Origin of the sequence: Pandoraea pnomenusa, from assembly GCF_040391475.1 — a bacterium.
GTDB classification, from domain to species: domain Bacteria; phylum Pseudomonadota; class Gammaproteobacteria; order Burkholderiales; family Burkholderiaceae; genus Pandoraea; species Pandoraea pnomenusa_C.
The window spans coordinates 124,495-143,142 of record NZ_JBEBXS010000006.1; the positions used below are offsets into that span (position 1 = coordinate 124,495).

The 18,648-nt window shown below is 64.7% G+C and carries 16 protein-coding genes; 11 read left to right on the top strand and 5 right to left on the bottom strand.

Annotated elements, in window-relative coordinates:
• Window positions 1–134: 134 nt before the first annotated feature.
• The 5 genes from ABWO90_RS08850 (at window position 135) to ABWO90_RS08870 (ending at window position 8,382) form a co-directional block, all read left to right on the top strand.
• On the top strand, window positions 135–3,389 hold the full coding sequence (locus tag ABWO90_RS08850) for an efflux RND transporter permease subunit (protein ID WP_353190842.1): 3,255 nt from the start codon (window positions 135–137) through the stop codon (window positions 3,387–3,389).
• A gap of 62 nt (window positions 3,390–3,451) precedes the next feature.
• On the top strand, window positions 3,452–4,705 hold the full coding sequence (locus ABWO90_RS08855; protein ID WP_353190843.1) for an efflux RND transporter periplasmic adaptor subunit: 1,254 nt from the start codon (window positions 3,452–3,454) through the stop codon (window positions 4,703–4,705).
• Window positions 4,702–6,186: an efflux transporter outer membrane subunit gene (locus tag ABWO90_RS08860; protein WP_353190844.1), complete on the top strand. Its 1,485-nt coding sequence runs from the start codon at window positions 4,702–4,704 to the stop codon at window positions 6,184–6,186. The genes ABWO90_RS08855 and ABWO90_RS08860 overlap by 4 nt, the downstream gene beginning before the upstream one ends.
• 9 nt (window positions 6,187–6,195) lie before the next feature.
• Window positions 6,196–6,870, top strand: coding sequence for a heavy metal response regulator transcription factor (locus ABWO90_RS08865; RefSeq protein WP_042115882.1), 675 nt, complete (start codon window positions 6,196–6,198; stop codon window positions 6,868–6,870).
• Between the two features lie 30 nt (window positions 6,871–6,900).
• Entirely contained in the window at window positions 6,901–8,382 is a 1,482-nt protein-coding gene (locus ABWO90_RS08870; protein ID WP_353190950.1) for a heavy metal sensor histidine kinase, read from the top strand.
• On the opposite strand, the gene ABWO90_RS08875 is transcribed toward ABWO90_RS08870, so the two are convergent.
• Together ABWO90_RS08875 and ABWO90_RS08880 are read right to left on the bottom strand one after the other, a co-directional pair.
• A complete protein-coding gene (locus tag ABWO90_RS08875) occupies window positions 8,370–8,948 on the bottom strand; it encodes a hypothetical protein (protein WP_353190845.1) in 579 nt (192 codons plus the stop codon). The genes ABWO90_RS08870 and ABWO90_RS08875 overlap by 13 nt on opposite strands.
• 142 nt (window positions 8,949–9,090) lie before the next feature.
• Window positions 9,091–9,714: a hypothetical protein gene (locus tag ABWO90_RS08880; protein ID WP_353190846.1), complete on the bottom strand. Its 624-nt coding sequence runs from the start codon at window positions 9,712–9,714 to the stop codon at window positions 9,091–9,093.
• Window positions 9,715–10,471: 757 nt separating this feature from the next.
• Here ABWO90_RS08880 and ABWO90_RS08885 point away from each other — a divergent pair.
• The 6 genes from ABWO90_RS08885 (at window position 10,472) to ABWO90_RS08910 (ending at window position 16,508) form a co-directional block, all read left to right on the top strand.
• Window positions 10,472–11,185 (top strand): DUF2092 domain-containing protein, encoded by a 714-nt coding sequence (locus ABWO90_RS08885; protein ID WP_353190847.1) that lies wholly within the window; start codon window positions 10,472–10,474, stop codon window positions 11,183–11,185.
• An 874-nt stretch (window positions 11,186–12,059) separates the two neighbouring features.
• On the top strand, window positions 12,060–12,476 hold the full coding sequence (gene arfB, locus ABWO90_RS08890; RefSeq protein ID WP_353190848.1) for an alternative ribosome rescue aminoacyl-tRNA hydrolase ArfB: 417 nt from the start codon (window positions 12,060–12,062) through the stop codon (window positions 12,474–12,476).
• 112 nt (window positions 12,477–12,588) lie between these two features.
• On the top strand, window positions 12,589–12,909 hold the full coding sequence (locus tag ABWO90_RS08895) for a helix-turn-helix transcriptional regulator (protein ID WP_353190849.1): 321 nt from the start codon (window positions 12,589–12,591) through the stop codon (window positions 12,907–12,909).
• A complete protein-coding gene (locus ABWO90_RS08900; protein ID WP_353190850.1) occupies window positions 12,906–14,201 on the top strand; it encodes a type II toxin-antitoxin system HipA family toxin in 1,296 nt (431 codons plus the stop codon). The genes ABWO90_RS08895 and ABWO90_RS08900 overlap by 4 nt, the downstream gene beginning before the upstream one ends.
• Window positions 14,202–14,317: 116 nt before the next feature.
• Entirely contained in the window at window positions 14,318–14,920 is a 603-nt protein-coding gene (locus ABWO90_RS08905; RefSeq protein ID WP_353190851.1) for a DUF2239 family protein, read from the top strand.
• Between the two features lie 163 nt (window positions 14,921–15,083).
• Window positions 15,084–16,508 carry an MATE family efflux transporter gene (locus ABWO90_RS08910; RefSeq protein ID WP_353190852.1) on the top strand — a complete coding sequence of 475 codons (1,425 nt, stop codon included), beginning with the start codon at window positions 15,084–15,086 and terminating at the stop codon, window positions 16,506–16,508.
• Here ABWO90_RS08910 and ABWO90_RS08915 read toward each other — a convergent pair.
• From ABWO90_RS08915 to ABWO90_RS08925, 3 genes are all read right to left on the bottom strand, one after another.
• The gene (locus ABWO90_RS08915) at window positions 16,406–17,620 is read right to left on the bottom strand and encodes an MFS transporter (RefSeq protein ID WP_353190853.1); all 1,215 of its coding nucleotides are present in this window, start codon (window positions 17,618–17,620) and stop codon (window positions 16,406–16,408) included. The genes ABWO90_RS08910 and ABWO90_RS08915 overlap by 103 nt on opposite strands.
• Window positions 17,621–17,943: 323 nt before the next feature.
• The gene (locus ABWO90_RS08920) at window positions 17,944–18,183 is read right to left on the bottom strand and encodes a ChaB family protein (protein WP_353190854.1); all 240 of its coding nucleotides are present in this window, start codon (window positions 18,181–18,183) and stop codon (window positions 17,944–17,946) included.
• An 83-nt stretch (window positions 18,184–18,266) separates the two neighbouring features.
• A complete protein-coding gene (locus ABWO90_RS08925) occupies window positions 18,267–18,422 on the bottom strand; it encodes a DUF3309 family protein (protein WP_023596102.1) in 156 nt (51 codons plus the stop codon).
• Window positions 18,423–18,648: the final 226 nt, after the last annotated feature.

Below are 18,648 nucleotides of genomic sequence, written 5' to 3' on the forward strand. Positions count from 1 at the left end.
TCGCGCCATTTTGGCGTTGGGACCGCGACCATAACATGGCGGCGTTCCCTTCCGGTACCGGTGCGGCGCCTTGTCGCGCGCGCCGGACGGCCCTTGTCCGTACGCCTGTGACTGCGCTCGAGCGCGTCTGAACCATGTGGATTGTCAACGTTGCGCTCAAACGGCCATACACGTTCATCGTGATGGCCATTCTGATTTTGCTGGCCACACCGCTGGCGCTCATGCGCACGCCGGTCGACGTGCTGCCCGAAATCAATATCCCGGTCATCAGTATCATCTGGACCTACAACGGCCTGTCAGCACAGGACATCTCCGACCGGATGATCTCCGGCAACGAGCGCGGGCTGACGACCACCGTCAATAACATCGAGCACATCGAGTCGCAATCGCTGCCCGGGATCGGCATCATCAAGATCTTCCTGCAGCCGACGGCGAACATCCAGACTGCCATCGCACAGGTCGTCGCCGTCGAGCAGGCGCAGGTCAAGCAGATGCCGCCGGGCGCGACCCCGCCACTCGTCATCAGCTACTCGGCCTCGTCGATTCCGGTGATGCAACTGGGGCTGTCGAGCCCGAGCCTGTCGGAGCCGGCACTCAACGACACCGCGCTGAACTTCCTGCGACCGCAGCTGGTGACCATTCCCGGTGCGGCGGTGCCATACCCGTATGGCGGCAAGACACGCCTGATCTCGGTGGACATCGACACGCGGGCGCTGCTCGCCAAGGGCCTGACCGCGCAGGACGTCGTGGCCGCCGTCAACGCGCAGAACCTGATCCTGCCGACCGGCACGGCGAAGATCGGACCACGCGAGTACACCGTCGACATGAACGGCTCGCCGCCAACGGTCGAAGGGCTCAACAACATTCCGGTACGCACGGTCAACGGCGCCACCACCTATCTGCGCGAAGTCGCCCACGTGCGCACCGGCTTCTCGCCGCAGACGAACATCGTGCGCCAGAACGGCCAGCGTGGCGTTCTGATCTCGGTCATGAAGACCGGCGACGCTTCCACGCTCTCCGTCGTCGACTCGCTCAAGGCGCTGCTGCCCGAGGCCCGCGCTGCCCTGCCCGAGGATCTGCATATCTCGGCGCTGTTCGACCAGTCGGTCTTCGTGAAGGCCGCCGTGCAAGGCGTGATCCACGAGGCCCTGATCGCCGCAGCACTCACGGCGGCCATGATCCTGCTGTTCCTCGGCAACTGGCGCAGCACCTGCATCATCGCCGTCTCGATTCCGCTGTCGATCTTCGCGTCGGTGCTCGCCCTGCATGCGCTCGGGCAAACGATCAACATCATGACGCTGGGTGGGCTGGCGCTCGCGGTGGGTATTCTGGTCGACGATGCAACCGTGACCATCGAGAACATCGAGCGCCATCTGCACATGGGCACGCCGCTGCATGACGCGATTCTGGAGGGGGCCGGAGAAATCGCAGTGCCCGCGCTCGTCTCCACGCTGTGTATCTGTATCGTGTTCGTGCCGATGTTCTTCCTGACGGGCGTGGCGCGCTATCTGTTCGTGCCACTCGCCGAGGCGGTGGTGTTCGCGATGCTGGCGTCGTACATCCTGTCGCGCACGCTGGTGCCGACGCTGGCCATGCTGCTGATGGGCCATGCCCACAAGGCCGATCCGAACGCGAAGCCCGGCGCCTTCCGTCGCATCTACCTGCGCTTCGATGCCGCCTTCGAGCGCATGCGCGGCGCCTATATCGTGGTGCTCTCGACCCTGCTGGTGCGCCGCCGGGCGTTCGCCACCGGGTTCCTCGCGTTCTGCATCCTGTCGATGGGACTGGTCTTTGTACTTGGCTCGGACTTCTTCCCGTCGGTCGACGCGGGCAACATCCGCATGCACATGCGCGCGCCCACCGGTACCCGTATCGAAGAAACCGCGCGTCTGGCCGACGAGGTCGAGAAAGTGGTGCGCGAAGTCGTGCCGGCCAAGGAGCTCGAGACGATTCTGGACAACCTTGGGCTGCCGTACAGCGGTATCAACCTGTCGTACAGCAATGCCGGCACCATTGGCACGCTGGACGGCGAAATCCAGATCGCGCTGACGCCGGATCACCATCCGAGTGCGACCTACATCGACAAACTGCGCACGCTCCTGCCGGAACGCTTCCCGGGCGTGGAGTTCTTCTTCCAGCCGGCCGATATCGTCACGCAAATCCTCAACTTCGGTCTGCCCGCCGCGATCGACATCCAGATCAGCGGCAACCAGCAACTCGCCAACTTCGATGCCGCGACGAAGCTGCTCAAGCAGGTGCGTCTGGTGCCGGGTACGGTCGACACGCATATCCAGCAGCGGGTGAGCTCGCCCACGCTGCATCTGGACATGGACCGCACGCGCTTGCAGCAGTTGAACCTGAACGCGAACGCCGTCGCGCAGAACGTGCTGATTTCGCTCTCGGGCAGTTCGCAGACCTCGCCGGGCTTCTGGTTCAACAACCAGAACGGCGTCGAGTACAGCCTGTCGGTGCAGTCGCCGCAGTACCGCATCAGTTCCATCGACGACCTGCTGCGCCTGCCCGTGGCGGGCACGAGCAACAACGGCCAGCCGCAACTCCTCGCGAACTTCGTGAAGGTCGAACCCACGCAACGCTTTGCCGTGGTCAGCCACTACAACATCCGGCCGGTGATCGACATCTTCGTGAGCGTGGAAGGCCGGGATCTGGGCAGCGTCGCGCGCGACATCGACAAGCTCGTGAACGACGCCCGCAAGGACCTGCCGCGCGGCAGCCAGATCGTGGTGCGCGGCCAGGTCAGCACGATGCAGAGCTCGTACCTGGGGCTGGGCGTCGGTGTGGCGATGGCCATCGTGCTCGTCTACCTGCTGATCGTGGTGAATTTCCAGTCGTGGGTCGACCCGCTCATCATCGTGAGCGCCCTGCCCGCGGCCCTCGCAGGCATTGTCTGGATGCTCTTCCTCACCGGCACTCGCCTGTCGGTGCCCGCGCTCACCGGGGCCATCATGACGATGGGCGTGGCGACCGCGAACAGTATTCTCGTGGTCGCCTTCGCCCGGCAGCGCATGGAGACCGGCATGGCGCCGCTCAAGGCCGCACTGGAAGCCGGTGCGAGCCGGATTCGCCCGGTGCTGATGACCGCCCTGGCCATGATCATCGGCATGGTGCCGATGGCGCTCGGACTGGGCGAAGGGGCCGAACAGAACGCGCCGCTGGGCCGCGCGGTGATCGGCGGCCTGCTGTTCGCCACGGTCTCGACACTCTTTTTCGTTCCGCTGGTCTTTGCGGGCGTGCATACGCGACTGGCGCGCCGCAAGGCCCGCCGTGCGCAAGCCGACCATTCGTCGACGACGGTCGAGCCGAAGCGCAATGACCGCGATGGCAGTGTGAACAACGACAACGCAGGAGACGGCAGCGATGGCAAGGCCTGAACGGGGCCGCCACGACGCGCCGCATGCCCACCAGATATCGAAGCTTTGACGGGTTGAATGACATGACCGAGAAACATCACGCCGAACTGGCTATTCCAGAGCACGACCCTGCCGACGGCCGGCAGCTTCCCCCGCGTCACGGTGAGTTCCGTCGCGCGAAGATCGTGCTCATCATCGTGGCCTTGTTGCTCGTGGCCGGCGCCGCGCGCACGACCATCTCCAATGTGTTGCAACGCCGCGCCGTGGCCAGTGCCACGACCGAAAACGCCCGACAGTTCGTCAGCGTCGTGACCCCGCAGACGACGAGCGCGAGCGAGACACTGCTGCCCGCCACGCTTCGCGGCGCCGTCGAGTCGCCGATCTACGCGCGTGCGACGGGTTATCTGCTGCGCCGGTATGTCGACATTGGCGCCCGGGTGAAGCAAGGCCAGTTGCTCGCGGACCTGGACACGCCGGAAATCGATCAGGAACTCGCGCAGGCGATCGCCCAGCGCAACCAGATCAACGCCAGCCTCGGACTCGCCAGGTCGTCGCTCGACCGGTGGCAGCAGTTGCGCCAGCGCGATGCCGTCTCCCAGCAGGAACTCGACGAGCGTCAGAGCACGTACACGCAAGGCGTCGCCAATCTGGCTGCCGCCGATGCCAACGTAAAACGCCTGCAGCAACTCGAATCGTTCAAGCGGATCGTCGCGCCGTTCGACGGGGTGATTACCCAGCGCAATGTCGACGTCGGCGACCTCATCGACGCCGGCAGCGGCAACAGCCGCGCCCTGTTCTCGCTCGCGCAAACGGACCCGCTGCGTGTGTACGTGCAGGTGCCGCAGGCCTATGCGCAAGGTGTGGCGGTCGGCCAGCCGGTCGTCGTCACGCAGGCCGAACTGCCGGGGCAACACTTCCAGGGCAAGGTCACGCATGTCTCCGGCGCCATCGATGTGGCGACCCGTTCGCTGCAAATTGAAGCCGCCCTGCCGAACCCCGACGGCAAGCTGCGCCCTGGCGCGTACGTCCAGCTCGCGTTGCCGAATGCCACGCAGGCGCATCTGAGCGTGCCCGCCAACGCCTTGCTGTTCCGCGCCGAAGGCCCGCGCGTGGCGGTGGTGGACGATCAGGGTGTGGTCCATCTGCACAAGATCGTGATCGCGCAAGATCTCGGCCAGTCGCTGGAACTGGCCGACGGGGTCTCGGCGACCGATCGCGTCATCGTCAACCCGAGCGACTCCATCGACGACGGCGATCACGTGCAGGCCAAAGCGCTGGCAGTGAAAACGCCCGCCGGCGGCAAGGCGGGAAGCAAGCCGCAGGGAGACGAATCGTGAGCCTGCCTGTACACCGCTCGCGCTACCTGTCCGGCATTCGCCTCGGCACGACGGCGCTTGCCGTCGCCGCCTTGCTCGGCGCCTGCGCGGTCGGCCCCGATTACCATCGACCCGAGGTGTCGTCGCCGCCCGACTGGAAGACCGACGGCTACTGGCGCCTGGCCCAGCCGTCGCATGCGCCGATTGAGCCCGACTGGTGGAAGGCCTTCAACGAACCCTCGCTCGACGCACTCGAAACGCAGGCGCTCGCCCAGAACCAGACGCTCGCCGCCGCCGTGGCGCATTACGATCAGGCGCAGGCCACGCTGTCCGGTATTGCCGCGCAGCGGCTGCCGGAAGTCGACGCCTCGTTCGGACTCGCGCGCCAGCGCGTCTCGGCGAACCGGCCGGTCACGAGCTATTCGACGGCAAGCATGTCGACCGTGCAGAACAACGTGCAGCTCGGCCTCGGCGTGAACTACGACACCGATCTGTTCGGTCGTATCCGGCGTCAGGTGGAAGGCGCGCGCGCGTCCGCCGAACAAGCGGGCGACGATCTTGCGAACGCACGTCTGGTACTCACGACGCAGCTCGCCACCGCCTACTTCCAGCTGCGGGCAATCGACGCCGAGATTCACGTGCTCGACGAATCCGTCGCCCTCCAACAGCGCGCCCTCGACTACGTGAGTGCGCAGCACGACCTGGGCGCGGTATCGGGGCTGGATGTCCTCCAGCAGAAATCAGAACTCGACGCCACCCGGGTGCAGGCGCGCCTCATGCATCAACAGCGCGATCAGTACGAGCATGCGATTGCCGCGCTGGTCGGGGTGCCCGCCCCCGCGTTTTCGGTGCCCGTCGGGACACTGCCCGATTCGTTGCCGCCGATACCGCTCGGCGTGCCCAGCGACATCCTGCAACGACGCCCCGATGTGGCCTCGGCCGAACGCAGCATGGCCGCCGCCAACGCGCAGATCGGCGTGGCGAAGGCCGCGTTCTTCCCCAGCCTGATGCTGAATCCGGCCATCGGCTGGCAAAGCACGGAGTTCGCCAACCTGCTCTCGGCACCGAGCCTGCTATGGACATTGGGCACGATGGCCACGCAGGTGATCTTCGACGGCGGCCGTCGTCAGGCCAATGTCGACTACGCGAGCGCGGGTTACCGGTCCGTGGAGGCGAATTACCGCCAGACCGTGCTCACCGCCTTCCAGCAAGTGCAGGACGGCGTGAGCGGCCTGTCGGTGCTCGACGCCGCCTCGCACGAATCGGGGGCCGCCGTCGTCGACGCCCAGCGACTGCTCACGCTGGCGAACGACCGTTACTCGGGCGGCCTCACTGCCTATCTGAGCGTGATCACGGCGCAGCAGGGGCTCCTCGCGAGCGAACGCCAGCATGTGCAGATTCGCGGGCAGCAACTGGTCCTGTCAGTGGCGCTGGTCAAGGCGCTCGGCGGCGGATGGCAACCTTCGGACACATCCTCTGACTCGTATAATGCGCAAAGATGAGGTGGCGAGATGAAAGTACTGATCGTTGAAGACGAACACAAAGTGGTGGACTACCTGCGCTCGGGACTGACCGAGCAGGGTTGGGTCGTCGACGTGGCGCTGGACGGCGAGGAAGGTACGCATCTGGCGCTTGAGTTCGACTACGACGTGATCGTGCTCGACGTCATGCTGCCCAAGCGCGACGGCTTCGCCGTGCTCGGCTCGTTGCGCGAACGCAAGTCCACACCCGTCATCATGCTCACGGCCCGCGACCACGTGAACGATCGCGTGCGCGGTCTGCGCGAAGGGGCCGACGACTATCTCACCAAGCCATTCTCGTTCATCGAACTGGTCGAGCGTCTGCATGCCCTCGCCCGCCGCACGCGGGTGCAGGAGTCGACGCTGATCTCGGTGGGCGACCTGTACGTCGATCTGATCGGCCGCCGTGCCACGCGCGACGGCCAGCGGCTCGACCTCACGGCCAAGGAATTCCAGTTGCTCTCGGTGCTGGCGCGCCGTCAGGGCGATATTCTGTCGAAGACGGCCATCACCGAACTGGTGTGGGACGTCAACTTCGACAGCCACACGAATGTGGTCGAAACCGCCATCAAGCGGCTGCGCGCCAAGCTCGACGGGCCCTTCCAGACCAAGCTGCTGCACACGGTGCGCGGCATGGGCTATGTGCTGGAAGTGCGCGAGGCCTGAGTTGCCGCCGCCCTTCGCGAACGTCCCATGGTGAAAAACTCGATCTCCCGCCGCCTCGCCGCCATGTTCGCCGTGGTGGCGTTGTCGGTGTTCGCACTCGTGGGCGCCGCCCTGTATGTGATGCTGCGCGTGCAGCTGGAGCGGCACTTGCGCGAATCGCTCGACGATCGCGCCCAGATCGCGCACATCATCGTCTATCACGGGGGCACGCCGGAAAAGTGGCAACTGGTGCGAGAGAAGCTGAGCGACATGACGCCGCGCGACGGCACCACGACCTATGCGGTCAGCAGCGACGACCCCAGGTACACCTACGGCACGCCGGTCAATGGCATGTTCGTCAAGCGCCTGTCCAACGGTTACGTGCGCATCCGGCCGGACGGCGATGGCGACGACGTGCTGACGACACGCGAAATTCTGCCGCCCTATGGCACGCGACCGGCCGTCACGCTCCAGGTCGCGGCCAGTTACTCGCCGAACGAACGCACGCTGCGCGCCTTCGGGCTAGGCCTCGCGGCCCTGTCCGCGCTCGGCAGTCTGGGCGTGCTGATCCTGAGCTATTCGGTAACGCGGCTGGGCCTCGCGCCGCTGACCCGCCTCACGCGCGAGGCATCGGAAATCCGTCCGGACAACCGGTCGCAGCGACTCGACACGCGTTCGTTGCCGGTCGAACTCAACGACCTGGCGAATTCGTTCAACGGCGCGTTGGCGCGTCTCGAGAGCTCGTATGAGCGACTGGAGTCCTTCAATGCCGACGTCGCGCATGAGCTGCGCACCCCGGTCACGATCCTGATCGGGCAGACGGAAGTCGCGCTCACGCGGGACCGCCCGGTCGAAGATCTGCGCGTGCTGCTGCAGTCCAATCTGGAAGAACTCGGCCGCATGCGCACGATCATCAACGACATGTTGTTCCTGTCGCGCGCCGATCAGGGCGAACGGGCGACAGGTCTCACTGCGCTGTCGCTCGCCAGCGAAGCCGCGCACACACTGGAGTTTCTGGAGATCGCGCTGGAAGAGGCACAGGTCACTGCACGCCTGCACGGCAGCGCCTTTGCCCATGTGAACAAGGCATTGTTCGGACGCGCGCTGGCCAATCTGGTGATGAATGCCATGGAGCATTGCGTCGCCGGCGCCAACATCGACGTATATATCACCCCCGTGACGCCGATAACGCCTGCCACTGCCCACGAGGGGCGTCAGGTGCGCATCGAAGTGGTCAACCCCGGCGCACCGATTCCGCGCGATGTGCTGCGCCACCTGTTCGATCGCTTCTACCGGGCAGAGCCCTCACGCACGAACAGTCGTGAAAACCACGGTCTAGGATTGGCCATCGTCAAGGCGATCGCCGAAATGCACGGTGGTACGGTCTGGGCGCGCAGCGCAGACGGGCTCAACACCTTCGGCTTTTCGGTGTCTACCGGCCGCGAGGCCGGTGGGCCGCCGGTCGACGGCGCAACGTCGCAAGGCGTCGACGGCGCCAGAGCGCCGTCCGCCCTCGCCCGTCAGGCGTCCTGACGGCTCCGGCTGCCCGCGTGCAGGGCGTGCGGCGCAAATACCGTCAGCGTCTCGCCCAGCGCTTCGCGCGCGTAGGCAGCCGCCACCGTCATTTGCGCCAGTCGCGCGCGTAGCTCGAGATTTTCCCGCTCCAGATGCTGCACGCGCCGCATGGCATCGGCCACGTCGGTGACGGCATCGTTCGCGCGCGTGTGGCTTTCCGGCATGGCATCGAGCATGTTCATGGCTCGCGCCAGATTCTGCTCGAATTGCTGTGCCCAGACGGTCGGCGCGCCCGTGGGCATCGCGCCGAAGGCGGGGACTGCCGGCACTTCATAGGTGATGCGCGCCCGCACGATGGCCTTTTGCACCGTACCGGCGCTCGGGCGGCGTGTCACGCCCGCCTCGGCCATAAAGCGCAAATAGGTTTGTGCGCCGTAGATCCGGTGCGCAGCACGCCACGCGCCGGACAGAAACGCGTCGAGAAAGGCGGGATTGTTGTGAGGGTGTGCCGTGTCCGCGTCGCGCGCGGCGGCAAGCAGGGAAGCGTAAGTCCAATCGTCGAACTTCAAGGCGGAACGTGCCATGGCGATCTCCGGGGGGGCGCATGTCGCATCAAAAAGGCATCGAACGCCGGCGGGCCATCCCTGGCGACGCCGGTGGCGCGACGATCAAAGCGACTGCATTCGCGATTGCCGCGTGTGGGGGTACGCAGTCCCCCAACCAACATCAGGGCTTCGGTGCCGACGCCGGGCGCGGCGGGACACGCCTGCGCTTGGCGTCGTTGGCTGCGTTCGGATCCGGCGTGACGGCAACGGCCACAGCTTCGGTGTAGTTCACCGTCACCGAATCACCGACCTTCACGCCTTCGAGCAACTTCGGATCTTCGACGGCCACGTCCACGGTACGGTTCGGGCCGCGCACGGTAATGACATTGGCGGCACGATCAATACGCTGAACCGTTGCGACCACCTGCAGGTTGCGTGCGCCACCTGCCGCAGGACGCTCGCCCGGTGCGGCGCGCTCGGCACCTTCGGTTTCGATGCGGCTGCGGATGCCGTTACCCGGCGCAACGGAAATGGCAACGGAGCGTTGGTAGGCCACGACAATCTTGTCGCCCTTGCGCATTTGCTCGAAGTTCTTGACGTCCGGCCCGACCAGGAAAGTCACCGGCTTGCCCTGATCGTCGGCCACACGAATGGTGCGGTTCTTGACGTCAACGCCGAGAAGGGTCGTGCGGAACTCAATAACGCGGCCCGCGACGATCGGCGCCGGTCGCTGCGCGTCTTGCGCATAGGCCACCGTTCCCAACGACAACAGGCCGGCCAGAATCATGGCTTGCTTCAGCTTCATGGTGAGTCCTTTTGTTATCGATGTGTGCGATTCCCGCACCCGGGATCGCAACTTAGTTAATTGTCCAAAATAAAACCCCGGGACGCCACGACTACGCAAAAACCCGGACGTTTCCGTCGGATAGTAACAAAATAATTCAAAGCCGCAACGTAATTTTAAGTTGCATGCAAAATATCGACAGTGATTCCGATAATTAAAATTATTCACGAAGCCACGAAATATGCTCACAAAAAGCTGATTCCACTGAGAAATTGCATCGCAGTTTGATATAGATCAACTCATTCCCGTCACTACGAATGTATTCAAAGCGATTTTTCCGGGTAATTCAGATACAGCTTGTTACAAAGTTATTCTCAATATTCAAGTAATTCCTAATCCATTCGGATGATGGGCATCGGCTTGACAGTTTGCAATCCGAATCACTATTCTGAATCCACGTCTTCGTTCGCGCTTTGGCACTCGCATTGCTCTCCGGAGGTACGCTTTCCTGCGAAGTGTCGGCTCGCATCAGCGCTCTGGATTCGTCCGAAAGTCATGTTTGCGCGCCTGCCGGCGTCGCGTCTGCACGTGGTTGTCGTCCCGTTCAATTCCGATTTCCGAATGAGGTCACACTGTGCCAATTCCGTCATTCCGGCGTTTTCCCCGGCGAAAATCTCCCCACCGTGCCGCACTTGCCATTCTGACAAGTGCCCTGCTCGCGGCCACGCCAGTGCTGGCGCAGGCGCCGAATTCCGATAGTTCCCTGCCAGTACAGGGCATGCCGGAAATGCAGCAGGAGGCCGTCGACGCGCTCACCGCCATGAGCCGTTATCTGCGCTCGCTCAAGCGCTTTCGCGTGGAGGCCGACACAATTACCGACGCCGTATTGAGTACCGGTCAGAATGTCGGCTTTCTGCATCGCACCGAGCTTTCCGTTCAACGCCCCGACAAAGTGCGTGCCGTGGTAACCGGTCAGGCACGCAACCGTGGATTCGTCTACGACGGCAAAACGTTCACCCTGTACGAGGATTCGCAGGGCAAACGCTTTTACAGCCAGGCGAGTGCGCCGCCGACCATCGACGAGCTGGTGCGCGAAATCGACGCGAAGTACGGGATCGGCATGCCGTTGGCCGATCTTTTCTATTGGGGCATGGATCCCGACGATGCCTCCCAACTGCGCTCGGCGCTGTTCATCGGGCTCGATCGGGTGAATGGCGAGTGGTGCAACCATTACGCCTTCCAGCAGCCCGACGTCGATTGGGAGCTGTGGATTCGCGCCGGATCGCGGCCGCTGCCTTGCCGATTCGTGATTACCGATACGTCGCAACCGTCGCGACCGAGACATTCGGTGAACTATCGCTGGGATGTGAACCCGACCTTCCCCGCCGGCACGTTCAGCTATCGGGCACCGGCGGGCGCGCAGCGCATCGAGATGCGTCCGCCACGGGCGCAGCAGCCGAGTGACCCAGCGTCGACAGGAGGTCAGCAATGAAATCCGTGACCTCCCACGCTATCGGCGAGCCGCGTGCGCGATCCGCATTGACGCTTGTCGCAAGGGTGACCTGCGTCAGCATTGCTGCGGCGCTTGCACTGACGTCCACGGCCAGTTTCGGCTTTGGCTTCCACGGGGGCGCGCGCACCAGCCTGCACGGCGGTGGTGGCTTCCAGGGCGGTGGCGCACCGCACGGCGGCAACTTCAACGCGGGCGCTCCCCGAGGCGGCGAACCCATGCACGCCAACGCAGGCGGCCCGTCGGGTGGCCCGCCGCACGGCGGCGGACAGCCACCCGGCCCCGGGCCGCAGCCACAACCCGGACCACATCCCGGACCTGGACCCGGACCCGGACCTGGACCTGGACCTGGACCTGGACCTGGACCTGGACCTGGACCCGGACCTGGACCCGGACCTGGACCTGGACCTGGACCTGGACCTGGGCCCGGACCTGGACCTGGACCACATCCGCCGCCTCCGCCCCCTGGACCCGGGCCGGGCCCAGGGCCGCATCCACCGCCGCCTCCGCCGCCCCCACCGCCGCCGCCTCCCTACTGGGGCGGTGGATGGTATGACCCGGTGGCCGCGGCGGTCACCATCGGGGTGTCGGCCGCGATCATCGGCTCGACGGTGGCGAGCATTCCGCCCAGTTGTGTCAGTACCGTCGTCAACAACGTCGCTTACCAGCGCTGCGGGTCGACGTGGTACCAACCGGTCTATTCCGGACCCACGGTCCAGTTCGTGGTGGTCGCACCGCCGCACTGACCGGGCCACCTGTACAGCGGCATCTCCTGCACCCGGCGCCGGACGTTCGTTCCGGCGCCGCCCATCGGTCATGCTTGTGACCGACGCGGCGAGAACGTTATCCTAGCTTCATGAACCGTCGCATTCTCATCGCCCCCGAAGACGTCGAACTCACCGCCATGCGTGCTCAGGGCGCCGGTGGCCAGAACGTCAACAAAGTCTCCAGCGCCATTCACCTCCGCTTCGACGTGATGCGCTCGTCGCTGCCCGACGATGTCAAGTCGCGCCTGCTCTCCCGGTTGGATCAGCGCATCACGCAGGATGGCGTCATCATCATCAAGGCACAGCAGCATCGCTCGCAGGACCTCAATCGCGCCGACGCCATGGCGCGTCTGCAAGCGCTTGTCGACGCCGCCGCCGTCATCCCTCGCCGCCGGGTGGCGACCCGACCGACACTTGCGAGCCAGGTCCGGCGTCGCGACGCCAAACAGGTGCGCTCTCGTGTCAAGGCGTCCCGCGGCAAGATTCATACGGGTCACGACGATTAAGATAATCATTATTATCATTTTTTCATAAAAGCTTATTTCAATTATCTTTTATGAATGCCGCCTCGGAAAAATGCTAAGATAAAGCATCATTTTCCGAGAAATGCATACCATCATGAGCTTCATCGATCCGCTGATTGCCGCCCGCAAGGATGCCGATCTGACGCAGGCCGACCTGGCCGAGCGGGCTGGTCTGTCGCGCATGACCGTGCAGAAGGTGGAGTCCGGCGCATTCGATCCGCGTGTGTCTACGGTGCTGGAGATGGCGCGCGCCCTTGGCCTGGAACCCATGCTGGTGCCGGCCAACCTGCGACAGGAAGTCGAGGCGTTTCTGCGCTCGGGTGGCAAGTACCTTGCGCAGCCGAGCGGCATTGCCGCCCCACCCTCCATTGTCGAGACGCTCGCCGGCGGATCGGCGTCGGACCTTCGCCCATGAACATCAAATACCTGCGCGCCTATCTGCACATGCCCGACGGCTCGCGTCGCGCCATCGGCTACCTGTCGCAATACGGCGACATCCTGCGCATGTCGTTCGACGAGGACTACATCGCCGACGCACAACGCCCCGTACTCTCGCTCGCGTATCGCGGGGCCAGCGAAACCGCGACGCGGGAGATTCTCGCGTCGCCGCAGGACGCACGCCTCGTGCGCACCGACGGCCGCTGGCCCGTCTACTTCGAGAACCTGTTGCCCGAGGGTCACAATCGCGAGCGTCTCGCCGCCGAGCGTCGATGCAGCCCGGACGACGAATTCGAATTGCTCGCCGCCGCCGGGCACGACCTCATGGGTGCGCTGGAAGTCGAACCCGTGCCGGCGCGTGAAGGCGTACCCGACGTCGTGCACCGCTGGCATACGGCATTGGGACTCGAAATGGTGGAGCCGGGGTTTGTCGACACGCCGGTCGAGGACGCAGCATCACTGCCCGGTGTCGTAACCAAGTTCTCCGCCATTCGCGACGGCAGGCGTTACATCGTCAAACGCCACGGTCGCGCGGGCTCGGTCATCCTGAAATTACCGACAACGCGACATCCGGATCTCGTCGAAAACGAATACACCGGCTACCAGTTGTGCGAGGCGCTCGAACTCGACTGCGCCAAAGCCGAGATCATCTCGCGCAGCGATGCCGAGTTACCTGAACAGGTGCCGTTCGAGCATATCCTTGCCGTGCCGCGATTCGACCGCCTGCCCGACGGCCGTCGCGTGCACATGGAAGAATTCGCACAAGTGTTGCAATACCCGCCGCGCAGCAAGTACGGACGCGGACTCGGCATCGACTACACGACCATGCTGCGTGTGCTCGACCAACTCTCGGCACGCCCGGTGCAGGACGTGCGCGAATTCCTGCGACGCCTGATCGCCTTCATCCTGCTGGGCAACACCGACGCGCATCTCAAGAACTGGGCACTGACCTATCCCGATGCCCACACGCCGCAACTGGCCCCCGTGTACGACCCGGTGTGCGTTGCCGCCTTCTTCCACGATGTCCCTGAAACGCACTACGGCGTGAACCGCGCCATCGACAAGACACTGCGGGCGTTCGACTGGCAGGCGCTCGATGCACTGCTCAAAGGCGCCGGACTGTTGCGCGTGAGCCGTCTGACCGCCATCGCACGCGAGACGGTGCGTGACGCACAGGCAAAATGGCCGGCCCTTCTCGAGAACGCTCCGACCGCCGTGCGCGCCACGGTGCTTGAAAGACTGAATGGCGGCGTCGCGCTGACCGCCTGACCCACCCGTCGCCAGGACGCGACACACGTCAAAAAATATTACCCGGGTGATATTGCAATCCAAATAACACCCGGGTAATATTCGCCGGTATCGACACTACGTTGCCGGAGCCTGCCGTGCCAGCCACTTCTCTCGGATATACCGTCTTTCGCGACATGCGTCGCATTGCCTCGGGTTCGCTCGCCGATGCCGCCATCGCCTTTCAACAGGCGATGCTTGCCGACCCGAATGCCCGCGTCCTGATTTTCGACGACCACACCGGCGACACCCGCGACGTCGACGTTCGCGGGACTGCGGCCGACATTCGCGCGCGCTATCCGGCACCGGCCGCCGTACCGCTCACCCCGGACGAAGCGCCCGCCAAAGGGCGCGGACGGCCGAAGCTGGGCGTTGTCGCCCGCGAGGTGACCCTGTTGCCGCGTCACTGGGACTGGCTCGCGTCGCAACCCGGCGGCGCATCTGTCGCCCTGCGCAAACTCGTGGACGAAGCCCGCCGCAAGAACGTCGGACGCGATTTGCTGCGGCGCGCGCAGGAACGCACCTACCGCTTCATGTCCACCATGGCTGGCGACCTGCCGGAATTCGAAGAAGCGTCGCGCGCCCTCTTCGCGCACGACCTCGATGGATTCGGCGCGCGGATCGCGGGCTGGCCGGAGGATGTTCGTGCGCATCTGTTGCGGTTCACGTCGACCGACGATCTGATGGACGACGTGGCGTAGTCGCTCACGCGGCCGTGACGTTGTCTCCGCAGCCCACATCGTAGGGCGCCCTCCAGCGCCCGGATTCCCTGGTTTTCTCACGCTCACCGGACGGATCGCCGCCCGGTTGGGCCCCGCTTTGCCCATTCACCTTGCCCGACGTTTCCATCGAACAACGAGTCCCATGACACAACCGACGACAACGCCCCCGCCACGTCCACTGTGGCGCACCTGGCTGATGATTGCCGTGCCGATGATGATGACCAATGCCCTGCAATCGATTGCGGGCACGGTCGACGGCATCTATCTGGGTCACCTGATCGGCACCGAAGCCATCGCCGCCGTATCGGCCTTCTTTCCGGTGTTCTTCTTTCTGCTCGCGATCGTCATCGGCCTGTCCGCCGGTGCTACGGTCATGATCGGACAAGCCTGGGGTGCCCGCGACCTGGCGCGGGTCCGCAATGTCGCGGGCACCGCGCTGTTGATGATGCTCGCGGCAGGCGCGTGCGTCAGTGTGCTTGGCGGCTTGTTCGCTACCCCACTCATGCGCGCGCTCGGCACCCCCGCGAGCGTGTTCGATGCCGCCATCGGCAACGCTCGCTGGATGCTTGTCGGCATGCCGATCGTCTTCCTGCTGTGGTTGACGACCGCCATGAGCCGCGGCACCGGAGACGCCATCTCGCCGCTGTTCGCCCTGGTGGTCGCCACAGTGTTATCGCTGGGCCTCACCCCGGCATTCATCTTCGGCTGGGGACCGTTGCCCCGACTGGGGGTGACGAGCGCCGCCGCGTCGACCTTGCTCTCGTCGGCGATTGCGCTGATCTGGATGGCGATGCATTGGCGGCGCAAAGGGCACCCACTGGCGCCGGGTCACGGCCTCTGGCGCAACGTGAAATGGCACCCGACGCTTGCCCGCGGCATCCTGCGCATCGGCGTGCCCACGGCCATGCAAATGCTGACGATGGCCATCGCGGAAATGGCATTGCTCGGCATGATCAATCGTCATGGCGCGAACGCCACGGCGGCTTACGGCGCCGTCACGCAAGTACTGAGCTGGTTGCAGCTTCCCGTCATGACGCTGGGGATCACGGCATCGATCCTGTGTGCGCACGCCATCGGCGCCGGACGCCGCGAACGCATCGACGCGATCGTTCGCACCGGTCTGCTGTGCAACGCGGTACTGACGGGAAGTCTGATCGTGGTGGTCTGTCTGGCCGCGCCGCTCATCATGCGCGGATTCCTGACCGATCCGGAGGTGCTGGCGCTCGCCACCCGGCTGCTTTATACCGTGGCGTGGAGCGTGCTGATCATGGGGATGACGGCCATCATGACCGGCGCCATGCGCGCCAGTAGCAAGGTGTGGGTGCCGATGCTACTGGGCGCCGTGGGGCTGCTCGGCATCGAGGTACCGGCAGCCATCGTGTTCGAGCGGATCGCCGGCCTGCCCGGCATCTGGTGGGCGTATCCGCTCGCATTCGTCGCCACGTTCGCGATGCAGGGCCTGTGCTATCGCGCCTTCCTGCGAGCGTCGTGGCGTGCCCAGACGAACATGCCCATGCCCGCGCAGGAGAGCAAGGCGCCGACCCAGCCGGTCGACGTCCAGCCGTAGCCGGCCGAGATCGCCACGCCGCCGAGCCATGCGCCGGCGGCGTTGGCCATGTTGAAGGCCGAATGATTGAGCGCCGCCGCCAGCGTCTGGGCTTCGCCAGCCACATCCATCAACCGAATCTGCAAGGCCGGGCCGATGATGATGATCGTGCCGATGGCCAGCACGTTGACCCCGGCAAGCCAGGGATTCGACGACGTGAATGTGAAGGCCACGAGCAGCAGCGCCGACCAGATCAACGTGCCGCCGATGGCGCGCATCAACGACGCGGCCGCCACCAGGCGCGGCCCGATCACCGTGCCGCCGACCATACCGACACCGAACAGCGCGAGATAGAACGGCACCCAGCTTTCGGGGACACCGGCGACCTGCATGAGCGTCGGCTTGATGTAGCTGAAGACGGCGAACATGCCGCCGAAACCGATGGCGCCAATGCCCAGCGTGAGCCACACCTGCGAGCTGCGCAACGCACTGAGCTCGCGCAGCGGGCTAGCGCCATGCGGTGCCGGGGCGTTCGGCACCCAACGCCAGACCAGTACGGCCGTGAGCGCGCCGATGAGACCCACGAGGACAAACGCCGCCCGCCAGCCGAGCCACTGCCCGAGGCCTGCCGCCAGCGGCACACCGAACAGCGTGGCCAGCGTCAGGCCCAGCATCACCTGCCCCACGGCATGCACTCGCCGATGCGGCGGGACCAGCGAAGCGCCGACCAGCGCCGCCACGCCAAAGTAGGTGCCATGCGGCAAACCGCTCATGAAGCGCAACACGATGAGCGCGATGTAGTTCGGCGCCAGCGCACTGGCCAGATTGCCGGCGGCAAACATCGCCATGAGGGCAATCAGAAACGCGCGACGCGGCAAACGAACGCCCAGCACCGCCAACAGCGGTGCCCCGATGACGACACCCAAGGCATAGGTGCTGATCGCGTGCCCGGCCTGTGGAATCGAGATATCGAGGCCACGCGCGACATCGGGCAACAGGCCCATGATGACGAACTCGCCGGTTCCGATGGCGAATCCACCCATCGCAAGGGCGACGAATGACAGCCAGACAGGAATGGACGATGGCGGCAACGATTGCGCTGCCTCGGCGGGCAGGGATTGGGGGGCACTCATTGGGATTCGGTGAAGACGCCAGTGCAGCACTGGTCAAGCTGTCGGTAACGACAAGAAAAACGGCATCGGGAACGACTCGGCAGCACCCGGTCAAGGAAGGGAATTTTACGCGAACGCGCCCGGGTTTGCAGCGCATATGTCGCAACGCAGCATCATCAAAACTTCATGAATGAAAGGCACGTCCCTCAATTCGACACACATCACACCGCAACGCAACATGGCCACACAAAAAAACCGGCCCAGTGGGTGGGCCGGCAATCTACGGTTGCGCTCCGGTTGCGGGAACCGGATGCAATCGTATTGGGGGTCTGCGCGTCCTGCCGTCAGTGATGTCGCTTTGCGTGCCACTGACCGGATTTTTCGTCCTTTTCGTACGAGTGCTTCACGGCGGACCACGCGACTTTGTGCGCGGTTTCCTCGCGCGATTCGTGACCGCGCCGCTCGCCTGGCGCCTTGTATTCGTCCCAGGCCGAATTGAAGGCCTTCAGGTAAATCTCCTGTGCATGCGACGGCAAGTGATCCTTGACGCTCGCAGGCAGTTCTTGCGTCTGTCGATAAGGCATGGCGATATCTCCTTGCTACGCCCCCGACGCTACGCAGACGGCGCCGGGAGCTGAAGGTGACTTCGTTGGCGTCGGTTCACCGGTCAGATGTGTCCCATCAACACCAGCAAAACGACGATCAGCACGATCAGTCCGATACCCCCCGATGGGTAGTAGCCCCATCCCCGGCTATATGGCCAGGCGGGTACCGCACCAATCAACGCCAGAATCAAAACAATCAACAAGATAGTGCCAAGCATGACTTTCCTCCCTTGCCGGTCCGGCCTCTGCGGGTTCAGCCGCTACCGGCTCTCGACCACGGCGCACATGCAACATGTGCGACATCCGTGACGCCACGTACTTGCCGGGCGGCCGCGTCGGTGGCTCTTCGACCGGCGGGTCCAGCGGCCTGTCCGGCGGCGGCATCGGTGTCGGCTCGTCTTCGTCAGGCGGCGACTTCGGTGGTGGCGTCCCCGGCGGCTTGCC